General features: G+C 60.0%; 10 protein-coding genes. 8 read left to right on the top strand and 2 right to left on the bottom strand.

All coding sequences use genetic code 11. The annotated features are described in order from the left end of the window. The first annotated feature begins 9 nt into the window (after positions 1–9). The 3 genes from N2A98_RS00415 (at position 10) to N2A98_RS00425 (ending at position 3,799) form a co-directional block, all read left to right on the top strand. Positions 10–888, top strand: a complete 879-nt coding sequence (locus N2A98_RS00415) for an endonuclease/exonuclease/phosphatase family protein (protein WP_003187377.1) — start codon at positions 10–12, stop codon at positions 886–888. Beyond that, positions 885–2,933 carry a diguanylate cyclase gene (locus tag N2A98_RS00420; RefSeq protein WP_275622870.1) on the top strand — a complete coding sequence of 683 codons (2,049 nt, stop codon included), beginning with the start codon at positions 885–887 and terminating at the stop codon, positions 2,931–2,933. Before N2A98_RS00415 ends, N2A98_RS00420 begins: the two co-directional genes overlap by 4 nt. An 89-nt stretch (positions 2,934–3,022) precedes the next feature. Then, positions 3,023–3,799 (top strand): N-acetylmuramoyl-L-alanine amidase, encoded by a 777-nt coding sequence (locus tag N2A98_RS00425; protein WP_003187380.1) that lies wholly within the window; start codon positions 3,023–3,025, stop codon positions 3,797–3,799. Positions 3,800–3,912: 113 nt separating this feature from the next. On the opposite strand, the gene N2A98_RS00430 is transcribed toward N2A98_RS00425, so the two are convergent. Then, the gene (locus tag N2A98_RS00430) at positions 3,913–5,700 is read right to left on the bottom strand and encodes an ATP-binding protein (protein WP_044270296.1); all 1,788 of its coding nucleotides are present in this window, start codon (positions 5,698–5,700) and stop codon (positions 3,913–3,915) included. Positions 5,701–5,710: 10 nt separating this feature from the next. Continuing rightward, complete coding sequence (gene algB / locus N2A98_RS00435) at positions 5,711–7,057, bottom strand: sigma-54-dependent response regulator transcription factor AlgB (RefSeq protein WP_003187383.1); 1,347 nt, start codon at positions 7,055–7,057, stop codon at positions 5,711–5,713. Between the two features lie 389 nt (positions 7,058–7,446). Between algB and N2A98_RS00440 the strand changes: the two genes are divergently transcribed. The 5 genes from N2A98_RS00440 to N2A98_RS00460 all read left to right on the top strand — a co-directional run bounded on the left by N2A98_RS00440 (position 7,447) and on the right by N2A98_RS00460 (position 11,814). Then, the gene (locus tag N2A98_RS00440) at positions 7,447–7,731 is read left to right on the top strand and encodes a hypothetical protein (protein WP_275622871.1); all 285 of its coding nucleotides are present in this window, start codon (positions 7,447–7,449) and stop codon (positions 7,729–7,731) included. A gap of 77 nt (positions 7,732–7,808) precedes the next feature. After that, positions 7,809–7,973 carry a DUF1328 domain-containing protein gene (locus N2A98_RS00445; RefSeq protein ID WP_003187386.1) on the top strand — a complete coding sequence of 55 codons (165 nt, stop codon included), beginning with the start codon at positions 7,809–7,811 and terminating at the stop codon, positions 7,971–7,973. A 2-nt stretch (positions 7,974–7,975) separates the two neighbouring features. Beyond that, the gene (locus N2A98_RS00450) at positions 7,976–8,443 is read left to right on the top strand and encodes an inhibitor of vertebrate lysozyme family protein (RefSeq protein WP_032894297.1); all 468 of its coding nucleotides are present in this window, start codon (positions 7,976–7,978) and stop codon (positions 8,441–8,443) included. A gap of 712 nt (positions 8,444–9,155) precedes the next feature. After that, entirely contained in the window at positions 9,156–10,487 is a 1,332-nt protein-coding gene (gltP, locus tag N2A98_RS00455) for a glutamate/aspartate:proton symporter GltP (protein WP_003187390.1), read from the top strand. Between the two features lie 97 nt (positions 10,488–10,584). Next, on the top strand, positions 10,585–11,814 hold the full coding sequence (locus N2A98_RS00460) for a spore maturation protein (protein WP_044270299.1): 1,230 nt from the start codon (positions 10,585–10,587) through the stop codon (positions 11,812–11,814). The last annotated feature ends 59 nt before the right edge of the window (positions 11,815–11,873 follow it).

Raw genomic sequence — 11,873 nt, forward strand, 5'->3', positions numbered from 1 at the left:
GGGCTCGCCATGCGCCGCTGGGGTACCGAGCGTGTCGTTGGCCTGCATGAACCGCAGGTCAATGAGCATCACCTGGAGTCCACAGGCCTGCCGGCAGATAGCCGCTTGCGCCTGCTCAGCTTCAATATCCAGGTGGGCAACAGTACCGAGAAGTATCGGCACTACCTCACGCGTGGCTGGCAACATCTGCTGCCACACAAGGGGCGTACCGGTAACTTGCAGAAAATCGGCGACCTGCTCAGTGACTTCGACTTGGTCGCCCTGCAGGAAGCCGACGGCGGCAGCCTGCGCTCCGGCTATATCAACCAGGTGGAACACCTGGCTCAGTTGGGTGCTTTTCCGTACTGGTATCAGCAACTCAACCGCAACCTGGGGCGCCTGGCACAGCACAGCAACGGCGTGCTCAGCCGTCTCAAACCCACTGCCATTGAAGATCACCCCTTGCCAGGCCCCAAAGGCCGCGGGGCAATCCTTGTGCGTTTTGGCGAAGGCCCGGAAGCCTTGGTGGTGGTGATGATGCACCTGGCCCTCGGGGGGCGTACGCGCAACCTGCAACTGGCCTACGTGCGTGAATTGATTGGTAACTACAAGCACCAGGTGCTCATGGGTGACATGAACACCCATGCCAACGACCTGCTGCAGAATTCTCCGCTGCGCGACCTGGGGTTACTGGCCCCGCAAGTCGAAGCCACGTTTCCCAGCTGGCGCCCGCAACGCTGTCTGGACCATATCCTGCTCAGCCCAAGCCTCACACTGGAAAGTGTGCAGGTGCTGGCGCAGCCCATTTCCGATCACCTGCCGGTCGCGGTAGAGATTCGTCTGCCGGGCTCGCTCACGGCTGATGCATTACCCGCGTTGAGCCCAGGCCCTCGCGGACCCCTTGCATGAGCGACGACGCCCAGCGCTGGAAAGAGAAGTACCTTCAGAGCATCGAGCAACAAGACAAACTCGAACGCCGCTGGGCTGCCCGCCTCGATTTGCTGCGCCGCGGGCTGGTGCGCAGCACGCTGGCCGCTGAAGGCACCGACCGCGCCGTCGATCAATGCATGAAGGAAATGCGCGATGTCGTGCGCACGGACGACATGGATGCTGCCCTCGCCGCTTTACTGCCGCGTCTGGAAAAGGCTGTGCTGGATTCGGAGCAGCGCCGTGAAACCCGCGTCGACCAGATGAGCACCGCGCTCACCGCCTTGGTCACCCAGTTGCAAAAGCTGCCGCTGCCCCGCGAGGTGGCTCGTCCGCTGAAAACCTTCGCCAAGCAACTCGATGGTCGCGTGGCGCAAGCGCGGGAGATACCCCTGCTACTCAGTGAGCTGAGCAGCCTGCAGGGGCAGGCGCTGAATAATCTGGAGCCGGATGGCGAAACCACACGCCCCGGGCCGGGCCTGTTGCAACGCCTGTTCGGTAGTAAAGAGGCCGCCAGTGAAGCGCCCCCGGTTGACGCTGAGCCGATGCCGGTAGCGCAATTGGCACCGCCAACGCCTGCAGCGCCTAAACCCGCGCCCGAACCGGAAGAACCTGCGCAATCGGAAGAGTTGACCCAAGCCTTGCGTGCCTTTGCGCCTTTGCCACCCTTGAAGCCTGCGCCTGTGGCAGCGGCCGAAGTGCAAGAGGTCGCCAGCGAAACGCCGGTATTCGGCGCTCCAGAGCTGCCGTCGATTGCGGCGCCTGCGCAATTACCTGAACCCGACGTGCAGGCGCCGCCAGTTGCGGAGCCTGCTCACGAAAGCGCACTCGCCGCCTTTATCGAGCCGCCGCCGATTCCAGTTGAAACGCCGGATGAGACCACCATCGGCAGCTTGTCATTACCCCCCGTGCTGGAAAGCCCCGAGCCTGACGAACTGCAACCGGACGGCACCTACGCCCTGCCCGATTCGCCTGAACCGTCTTACAGCTCGGTGGCCAAGCACATTGAAGGCACTTTGCTCGGCCTGCTGGAAGATCTTTCCCTGCCCGAACGTCACCAGCCCCAGGCCGAGGCGATGCGTGAGCGTCTCGCCCACGGCTTGAACTGGTACGAACTGCTGCCGATCCTCGATGACCTGGCGGTGCTGATGCTGGCGATCACCGACAGTGGCCAGCATGAGTTCGAGGCTTATCTCAAGCAGCTCAACGAGCGTCTCGAGGCATTCCAGGGCCATCTGCAGGTCGCCAGCGAGGGCCACGCCGACAGCAGCCTGGCCGCGCGGGAGTTGGACACGCAGATTCGTGAGCAGGTCGACGGCCTGCAAAGCAGCGTGCAGGACGCCGCCGACCTGGACAGCCTCAAGCAGGTGCTCGAAAGCCACCTTGAAGGCTTGCTCGGCACCATGGACGAACACCAGCAGCAGCGTGACCTGCGCGAACAGGAAGTGGCCGCACGTCTAAAAGGCCTGGCTGAACGCGTGGCCCATATGGAGCAGGAGGCCCAGGGCTACCGCGAGCACCTGGAAGTGCAGCGCCAGAAGGCCTTGATCGATCCGCTCACCGGCTTGCCCAACCGTGCGGCGTGGAGCGAACGCCTCGATTACGAAGTCAACGCCTGGCATCAGCGCGGTGACAGCCTGTCGCTGGCCATGCTCGACCTGGACCACTTCAAGCGCATCAACGACGGTTACGGTCACTTGGCTGGGGACAAAGTCTTGAAGATCATCGCCAATGTGCTGAGCAAGCGCCTGCGGCCGACGGACTTCATCGCGCGTTTTGGGGGTGAAGAGTTTGTGCTGCTCATGCCCGACTCGACCTTGGCGGATGCCTTGGCCGTAGGTGAAGTATTGCGTGAGGCCATTGCCGCGTGCCCGTTCCACTTCAAGGGTGAGCCGGTAACGATCACGGTGTCCATGGGCGTGGCGCAGTTTCAACCCGGCGAGCGCAGTGACCTGGCGCTCAAGCGTGCCGATGAAGCGCTCTACAGGGCAAAGGCCGCGGGGCGTAATCAGGTGCAGGCGGCATAAAAGATGTTCCATTTTGTAATTTGACCGCCTGGCCGTGAGTCGTACGTTACACTGTTGCATTATCGTCTTTCAGTGTACTGCCTCTCGCCATGAAATCCTTGTATATCGCTTTAGCGTTTCTTCTGCTCGCCGGCTGCGCCAATGGCCCGCGCCTGAACACCAGCCATCCTTCGGTCAACCACGACAATCGCGTGCAGTTCGTTGTGGTGCATTACACCTCGACCAACCTTGAACGTTCCCTGGCGCTGTTGACCCATGGCCAGGTCAGCAGCCATTACCTGATCGGCGACGACGCCTCCGGCACCATCTACAAGCTGGTGGATGAAAGCCAGCGCGCCTGGCACGCAGGGGAAAGCGAGTGGATGGGGCGCACCTGGCTCAATTCCAGTTCCATCGGTATCGAGATCGTCAACCCAGGGTTCAGCGATACGCCGACGGGGCGTGTGTGGTACCCGTATTCCGAAGCGCAGGTGCAGTCGCTGATCGTGCTGCTCAAGGACATCAGCAAGCGCAACGGCATCGACCCCAAGAACATCATCGGGCACAGCGACATCGCCCCACTGCGCAAGCTGGACCCAGGCCCGTTGTTCCCTTGGAAGCGCTTAGCGGCAGAAGGTCTGGCCGTGTGGCCGGATGCCCAGGCAGTGGCCCGGTTTCAGGTGCAGTACGCCGCGCAGTTGCCGAGCATTACCTGGTTCCAGGAAGAACTGGCGCGCCTGGGCTACCAGACGCCGCAGACCGGCGAGTTGGATGTGGCCACGCGGCATGTCATCGCCGCATTCCAGATGCGTTTCCGCCCGTCATTGTTTGACGGCACCCCGGATGCTGAAAGCGCCGCAATCCTGCGCGCCTTGAATCACCGCTGATGGTGTAAAAATAATAATGTAGGAGCGAGCTTGCTCGCGAAGAACGCATAGACGACGCGGGCTGCCTGACAGCACAGCGTTATCGTTGACGTTTTTCGCGAGCAAGCTCGCTCCTACAGGGGTAATGCCATATAGAACTGCGTACCCTGCCCCGGCCGTGAGTACACACCCATGCGGCCGCCGTGCAATTGCACGATCTCCTTGCACAGTGCCAAGCCCAGGCCCGCACCGCCTTTCTTGCGGCCCACCTGCACAAAGGGTTCGAAGATCCGCCCTTGCTGGCCGTAGGCGATACCTTCGCCGTTATCCTCGACGCTGATAATCACCCGCTCGCCATGGCGTCGTGCTTGCAGGCGGATCTGCCCGCCTTCGGCGGTGTGGCGCAGGGCATTGCCCAGCAGGTTGTCGAGCACCCGCTCCAGTTGCACTTGGTCGGCATATAGCCGTGGCAACTCAGGTTGGGCTTCCACCAGCAACTCAATGTGCTGGGCGTTCGCAGGCTCAGTAAACCGAGCCCGTGCGTGCTCCAGCAAGTCGGTGACGTCGCACGTGCCCAGGGTGAGTTTCTGCAGGCCGTTCTGGTAGCGCGAGAAGTTGAGCAGGTCGTTGATCAACTGCATCAGGCGCTGCATCTCTTCATTGACCGTATCTAGCAGGTCCGCCTCGCGGGAGTCCGGTGGGAACTTGGCCCGCTCACGGAACAAGCCGAAGGCCATGTGCATGCCGGTAACCGGCGTGCGCAGCTCATGGGAGGCGCGCAACACGAACTCGCTGCGCACCCGCTCGAACGCGCGCTGTTCAGTCACGTCATGCAGCACCATCACGGCTCCGAGAATGTGCCCCTGGGTATGGCTGACCGGGGTCAGGCTGTAGGTCAGCAGGCGCAATTCACCCTCGACTTCCACCTCCAGATCATCCGGGGCCCGCTCCAGGTTGCCGCCGCGCAGCACCAGTTGCAGCTGTTCATCCATTTCTGCGCGACCCATGGCTTCGCCAAGGCCTTGGCCGAGCCGCTCCTCATCCCAGCCCAATTGGCGCTGCGCCACAGGGTTGAGGTGCTCCAGGCAGCCTTGGCGATCAATCATCAACAGGCCGTCATCGATACTGTCGAGCACCGCTTGCAGGCGCTGTTGGCCGGCCAGCAGCTCATCGATGTTAGTGGCCTGATGTTGGCGCAACGCTTCGGCCATGATGCCGAAACGGCGGGTCAGCAGGTTCATTTCCGCTGCGGAGGAGATCGGCAGGGTGACTTCGAAATCGCCCTGCCCGATCTTGTCGGCGGCCTTGGCCAGCGCCTCGATGGGGCCACCGAAGCGCCGGGCGATGCCATGGGCCGTGACGAAACCGATGATCAGCACCGCGAGCCCTACCAGCCCGAGCAGGCCGGCAATCAACAACGCGCGCTCGCGGGATTTATGCTCGCTGGTACTGATATTTTCCAGCGCCCGCTTGTGATCGGCGATCAGGCCGTTGCGCAATATGTTGAAGGTTTCAGTCAGCTTTTCTTTGCTGCCTGCGGGCGGTGATGCCTGTTGGGATTGGTCAAACGCTTCCAGTAGCTTCTGGTAATCGGAGCGTGCCTGGCTGAAACCATGATTTTTGCCGTCTATCTGCTCATGGGCGATACCTTGGTCCAACAGGTCGAAATAATGTTGCTTGGAGGCTTGCAGCGCGTCCGGGTCGGGGCGCTTCTCCAGCATCATGATCAACTGGTCGCCCAGGCTCTGACGCAACTTGAGCCCCAGGTCCAGGGTGATGAAGTTACTGCGGATCAGCGATTCCTGGGTCTTGGCCATTTGCATGACACTGACCAAGCCCAGGATCAACCCCAGCAATGCCACGGTGATCAGCGCTGAGATGCTCAGGAATAACCGGGTGCGCAGTTTCATCGCGAGCTTCATAAGGTCCTGTTCAAAGGTTGTACTGCTTGCGTTTGCGGTACAGCGTCGACGCATCGATGCCGAGTGTGCGGGCCGCTTGGTCCAGTGTGTCGCTGGTCGCAAGTACGGCGCCGATATGGGCTTTCTCCAGCTCATCCAGGCTCAAAGCCGCGCCGATACGCGGTGCATTGTTGGCCGGTTGCTCGGCCATCCCCAGGTGGCTGATCTCCACCTTCTCCTGAGGGCAGATGATGCTGGCGCGTTCCACCACGTTACGCAGTTCGCGGATATTGCCGGGCCAGCGATAGTTGAGTAGCGCTTCGCGGGCATTATCACTGAAGCCGCGCGCCGGGCGTGCGTATTCCTTGACGAAGCGGGCAAGGAAGCGGTCAGCCAGGGTCAGGATGTCTTCACTGCGTTCGCGCAGCGGCGGCAAGTGCAAGGTGATGACATTCAAGCGGTAGAGCAAGTCTTCACGGAAGCGGCCATCGCGCACCATGTCTTCCAGGTTCAGGTTGGTGGCTGCGAGGATGCGCACATCGGCGCGGCGGGTGACCGGGTCGCCCACACGCTCATACTCTTTATCTTGAATAAACCGTAGCAACTTGGGTTGCAACGTGAGGGGGAAATCGCCGATCTCGTCGAGAAACAGCGTACCGCCGTCCGCCTGGTTCACTCGGCCCAAGGTGCTTTCGCTGGCGCCGGTGAACGCGCCGCGGCTGTGGCCGAACAGTTCGCTTTCCATCAGCTCTGCGGTCAGAGACGGGCAGTTGATGGTCACGCAGGACTTCTTCGAGCGCTTGCTCCAGCCGTGTATCGCCCGGGCCAACTCACCTTTACCAGTACCGGACTCGCCGAGGATCAAAATGTTGGCGTCTGTCCCGGCCACCTGCCGCGCGGTTTCCAACACCACCATCATTGCCGGGCTATGGGAGTCCAGGCCGTCTTTAGGCTGGCGCACTTCGCCTTCCAGCGCTTCCAGCCGCGCCGAGAGCTGACGCACCTCCAGTTGCTTGGCGGTGGCCAGGCGCAGTTGGTCTGGGCTGCACGGTTTGACCAGGTAGTCGGCGGCGCCAGCCTGGATGGCGTCCACGGCGGTATCCACGGCCGAATGGGCGGTCACAATCACCACGCGCATCCACGGTGCCTGCACCCGCATCTGGGCCAGCACGTCCAGGCCATTGTCCTCGCCCAGGCGCAGGTCGAGGAAGCACAGGTCGAACACCTGACGCTGCATCAGGGCATCGGCCTGGGCGGCACTGTTCGCGGTGGCGACGGTATAGCCTTCATCTTCCAGGCAATAGCGGAAGGTGCGCAGGATCGCAGATTCGTCATCCACTAAAAGAATGCGGCCTTGAAGTTCCTTGGCTGATTCCATCTGTCCCGCACTCCTTAACTATAAATGTGATGGTGTTTAGTCCCGGAATAATCGGGCAAGTTGCATGGTTTATTCTGATTCATAAAAGGCTTCTTCGTGCAGCTATCTGCGCGCCTTCCTACAGACGTCGTCTGAGCGCATTTTCCCTTCCGTTCGCCCTTCGATCCTTCGATGCGTGCGCTGGGTGGCTGGTTCCGACCACTTGCCATCGTGCATTTCGCACGGCCTGCAAGGAGGCATCGTGCAGGATGCTAGGCGGCGAATCTATTGATCAAGTATAACTACTTGATTTTATTGAGTTTTATTTTGCAATAAAGCTGGCATGCACTCTGCAATATCTCCCCCAAGAGCGTCATGAACGAATAATCAGAATGCGGGAGCAATGCAGTATGACTCGCCTAAGCCTCAGCCAATTGCGTGTATCGCCGCTGCGCTTGCAGCAGGGCCTGTTTGCCAGCCTGGCCTTGATGGTCACGTTGATCGCCGGCCAGCAGTTGCAGCATTGGCAAGAGCGCGCGCAGCCAGCCCCGCAATTTGAACGTCCTGCCATGACCCAGACCCATTTTCGTTCCATTGGCAGCGCCAGCGCCGATGTGACTGCCCCGCAATTGAGCCTGGTAGAGCAGGGTTCCACCCTGGATGAACTGCCGGCCCATGACCGTTGGGTGTTCTAGGCAAAAAACGTCGCTTGTATTGAGCGGCTGCACGGCATCACCGCTGTTACCCCTATAGAAGCATAAGGAGAATCACCATGTTGAGTTGGGCAATCACATTTCTGATCATCGCCATTGTGGCTGCAGTCCTGGGCTTCGGTGGTATCGCTGGCACCGCTACCGGCATCGCCAAGATCCTGTTTGTGGTCTTCCTGGTGATGTTCATCGCTTCGTTCTTCTTTGGTCGCAAAGGCCGAGGTTGAATATGGCCAACCTGCCTTTTAAAGCCCTTGCTGCCGCCCTGCTGTTGGGCGGTAGCGGCTTGGCCTTGGCCGCCAATGACGGCCAATCCCGGGCTAACGAATTGCTCAGCGCGGATCCGCAGTACCGTGAAACCTGGCAAGACGTGGTGAAGAAAGAAGAGCGCCTGCCCGAGTGGGTGATGAACCTGTCGGGCACGGCCGAGCAAATGAATGCCGTTGAGGAAGATGGCGACAAGTACTTGGTCGGGCCGCTCTGCGAAACCGCAGACACCTGCCTGAACAAGCGCCTGATCGTTGCCTTCAGCCTCGACAAGGAAGATGCCTACGCCATGTTGGTGGAAGTACCGGCCGGTTTGCCGGCGGACAAGTCCCCGACGCGGCACGCCGATTACCGTTTTATCGGTAAGCCGGACGAGGGTATGCAAAAGCTGCTGATGGAGCAGCTCAAGAAAGATCCGAATTGGTACTAGGTTCCGTCTGACGGAGCCGGCGTCCATAGAAAGAAGCCTTTGTGCTTCTTTCTGTTTGCATCGCTCCTTGAGCGATGCATGACCAAGGGGCCGGGTTGCTCTGATCGATCAGGATCGGCGTGACCTACGGGTACAGGGAGTACCTGCGCAAGGGCCGGGTCAGGCGAAAAGCTGCGACGCAAGTTCACAAGACCTCAAGCTTGCTGAACTTGCGGCGGGCTTATGACTCTCATGCCCGCACTTCATGCCGCCCATAGCCGCAGTTTTGCTTTTTGCCTCTGGCTAACCATTACTGGGTATGTCGGCGTGACCATCTATCGAGAATTTTTCATCCGCGCTATAGGATCTTTCTGGCGCTAGGTGATGGATTTCTCAGACATTTCTGCCAACCAATCCGAGACGTCCAGTATCTCTGCGCGAGCCTGATTTGGCTGCTCAACGGCATATTCACCCGCCTGAATGGCGGATACGAACTGACCGTTTGGACAAATATTTTCAAAAAAAGCCATGCCGATTCGGCATAGGGTAGGCGTTTACGGCATTAGACGTCGCTCCCTTGCATGGGAATAGTTGCGCCTTTTTTCGCCTGCCAGTAAGCCATTTCGGCCACGCTGCGGTGACCTTCCATGGAGGCAGATGCACACACTTTTTCGCTTTCGAGCGTTGCAGCTGGCGCATTTGCCGTAAGTCCACTTGAAGCAAGGGTAATGACATGAAGAAGGCAAAGCTAAGCCTCGCCTGGCAGATCCTCATCGGTTTGGTACTGGGCATTGCAATCGGTGCAGTACTCAACCATTTCAGTGCTGAAAAGGCCTGGTGGATCAGCAATGTGTTGCAGCCGGCGGGCGATATCTTTATCCGCTTGATCAAGATGATCGTGATCCCGATTGTGATTTCTTCGCTGATCGTCGGTATTGCCGGTGTCGGCGACGCGAAAAAGCTCGGTCGTATCGGCGTCAAAACCATTCTTTACTTCGAAATCGTCACCACCATCGCCATCGTGGTAGGCCTGTTGCTCGCCAACCTGTTCCACCCAGGCGCAGGCATCGACATGAGTACTCTGGGTACCGTCGATATCTCCAAGTACCAGGCGACTGCTGCCGAAGTGCAGCATGAACATGCGTTCATCGAGACCATCCTCAACCTGATCCCTTCGAACATCTTCGCCGCTGTTGCCCGTGGCGAGATGCTGCCGATCATCTTCTTCTCGGTGCTGTTCGGCCTGGGGCTGTCGAGCCTCAAGCCTGAGCTGCGCGAGCCGCTGGTGACCATGTTCCAGGGCGTGTCCGAGAGCATGTTCAAAGTCACCCACATGATCATGAAGTACGCGCCTATCGGTGTATTCGCGCTGATCGCGGTGACGGTCGCCAACTTCGGCTTCGCCTCGCTGCTGCCGCTGGCCAAGCTGGTGATCCTGGTTTACGTCGCGATCCTGTTCTTCGCCTTCGCGGTACTGGGTTTGATCGCACGCCTGTTTGGCTTCTCGATTCTCAAGCTGATCCGCATCTTCAAGGATGAGTTGGTATTGGCTTACTCCACCGCCAGCTCCGAAACCGTGCTGCCGCGTGTGATCGAAAAGATGGAAGCCTACGGCGCGCCGAAAGCGATCTGCAGCTTCGTGGTGCCGACCGGTTATTCGTTCAACCTCGACGGTTCGACCCTGTACCAGAGCATCGCAGCAATCTTCATTGCCCAGCTGTATGGCATCGACCTGTCGATCGGCCAGCAACTGATGCTGGTACTGACCCTGATGGTGACCTCCAAAGGTATCGCCGGCGTGCCGGGCGTGTCCTTCGTGGTATTGCTGGCGACGCTGGGCAGCGTGGGCATCCCGCTGGAAGGCTTGGCGTTTATCGCCGGTGTCGACCGTGTGATGGACATGGCGCGTACCGCCCTGAACGTGATCGGCAACGCCTTGGCCGTACTGGTTATCTCCCGTTGGGAAGGCATGTACGACGATGCCAAGGGCGAGCGCTACTGGAATTCCTTGCCGCACTGGCGCAGCAAGGAAGCCCTGCCTACGGCACAAGCCACCCGTAGCTGATTGCAGATTGATCGAAAACAAACCCCGGAGAATTCCGGGGTTTGTCGTTTCTGCCAGCCCCGTTATCATTCGCCCCATCTTTCGGGGGACTTATCTGATGCTCAATGGCCTGTGGCTTGGCTTCTTTGTCGTGGCAATGGTGTCAGCACTGGCGCAATGGCTGGTGGGTGGTAACGCCTTGATCTTCGCGGCGATGGTCGAAAGCATTTTCGCCATGGCCAAATTGTCGGTGGAAGTCATGGTGCTGCTGTTCGGTACCCTGACGTTATGGCTGGGCTTTCTGCGGATCGCCGAAAAAGCCGGGATCGTCGATTGGCTGGCCAAGGCCCTCGGCCCGCTGTTTCGCCGCTTGATGCCGGAAGTACCCGCCGGGCACCCCGCGATCGGTTTGATCACCCTCAACTTTGCCGCCAACGGCCTGGGCCTGGACAACGCCGCCACGCCCATCGGCCTTAAAGCCATGAAGGCGCTGCAAGAGCTCAACCCCATCCCCAATACGGCGACCAACGCTCAGATCCTGTTCCTGGTGCTCAATGCCTCCTCGCTGACGCTGTTGCCGGTGACTATCTTCATGTACCGCGCCCAGCAAGGCGCTGCGGACCCGACGCTGGTGTTCCTGCCGATCCTGCTGGCCACCAGTGCGTCGACGCTGGTGGGCCTGCTGTCGGTGGCAGTCATGCAGCGCCTGCGGCTGTGGGACCCGGTGGTGCTGGCCTATCTGGTCCCCGGCGCGTTGCTGCTGGGCGGCTTCATGGCGCTGCTGGCGACCCTGTCTGCCACGGCGCTGGCCGGTTTGTCGTCGATCCTGGGCAACCTCACACTGTTTGGCTTGATCATGCTGTTCCTAGTGATCGGCGCGTTGCGCAAGGTCAAGGTGTACGAGGCCTTTGTCGAAGGCGCCAAGGAAGGCTTCGACGTAGCCAAGAACCTGTTGCCCTATCTGGTGGCGATGCTGTGCGCGGTTGGCGTGTTGCGTGCCTCGGGGGCCTTGGAGTTCGGCCTTGAAGGGATTCGCCATGTGGTGGCCTGGACGGGCCTGGATACGCGCTTTGTCGACGCGCTGCCGACCGCGATGGTCAAGCCGTTCTCCGGCAGCGCGGCGCGGGCGATGCTGATCGAGACCATGCAGACCCAGGGTGTTGACAGCTTCCCGGCGTTGGTGGCGGCGACGATTCAGGGCAGTACGGAAACCACGTTTTATGTGTTGGCGGTGTACTTTGGCTCGGTAGGCATCCAGCGGGCGCGGCATGCGGTGGGGTGTGCGTTGTTCGCGGAGTTTGCTGGTGTAGTGGCGGCTATTTCGGTGTGCTACTGGTTTTTTGGTTAAGGCCACAATCGCTATCGCAGGCAAGCCAGCTCCCACATTTGACTGTGTTCACAAATCAA

Origin of the sequence: Pseudomonas sp. FJ2-5-13, assembly GCF_029201605.1 — a bacterium.
In the GTDB taxonomy this organism is placed as follows: Bacteria; Pseudomonadota; Gammaproteobacteria; order Pseudomonadales; family Pseudomonadaceae; genus Aquipseudomonas; species Aquipseudomonas lactis.

Excerpts from the sequence above, each read along its gene's own strand:
- N2A98_RS00415 (WP_003187377.1), top strand. The coding sequence starts at position 10 with ATGCGCCGCTGGGGTACCGAGCGTGTCGTTGGCCTGCATGAACCGCAG.
- N2A98_RS00420 (WP_275622870.1), top strand. The coding sequence starts at position 885 with ATGAGCGACGACGCCCAGCGCTGGAAAGAGAAGTACCTTCAGAGCATC.
- N2A98_RS00425 (WP_003187380.1), top strand. The coding sequence starts at position 3,023 with ATGAAATCCTTGTATATCGCTTTAGCGTTTCTTCTGCTCGCCGGCTGC.
- N2A98_RS00430 (WP_044270296.1), bottom strand. The coding sequence starts at position 5,700 with ATGAAGCTCGCGATGAAACTGCGCACCCGGTTATTCCTGAGCATCTCA.
- algB (WP_003187383.1), bottom strand. The coding sequence starts at position 7,057 with ATGGAATCAGCCAAGGAACTTCAAGGCCGCATTCTTTTAGTGGATGAC.
- N2A98_RS00440 (WP_275622871.1), top strand. The coding sequence starts at position 7,447 with ATGACTCGCCTAAGCCTCAGCCAATTGCGTGTATCGCCGCTGCGCTTG.
- N2A98_RS00445 (WP_003187386.1), top strand. The coding sequence starts at position 7,809 with ATGTTGAGTTGGGCAATCACATTTCTGATCATCGCCATTGTGGCTGCA.
- N2A98_RS00450 (WP_032894297.1), top strand. The coding sequence starts at position 7,976 with ATGGCCAACCTGCCTTTTAAAGCCCTTGCTGCCGCCCTGCTGTTGGGC.
- gltP (WP_003187390.1), top strand. The coding sequence starts at position 9,156 with ATGAAGAAGGCAAAGCTAAGCCTCGCCTGGCAGATCCTCATCGGTTTG.
- N2A98_RS00460 (WP_044270299.1), top strand. The coding sequence starts at position 10,585 with ATGCTCAATGGCCTGTGGCTTGGCTTCTTTGTCGTGGCAATGGTGTCA.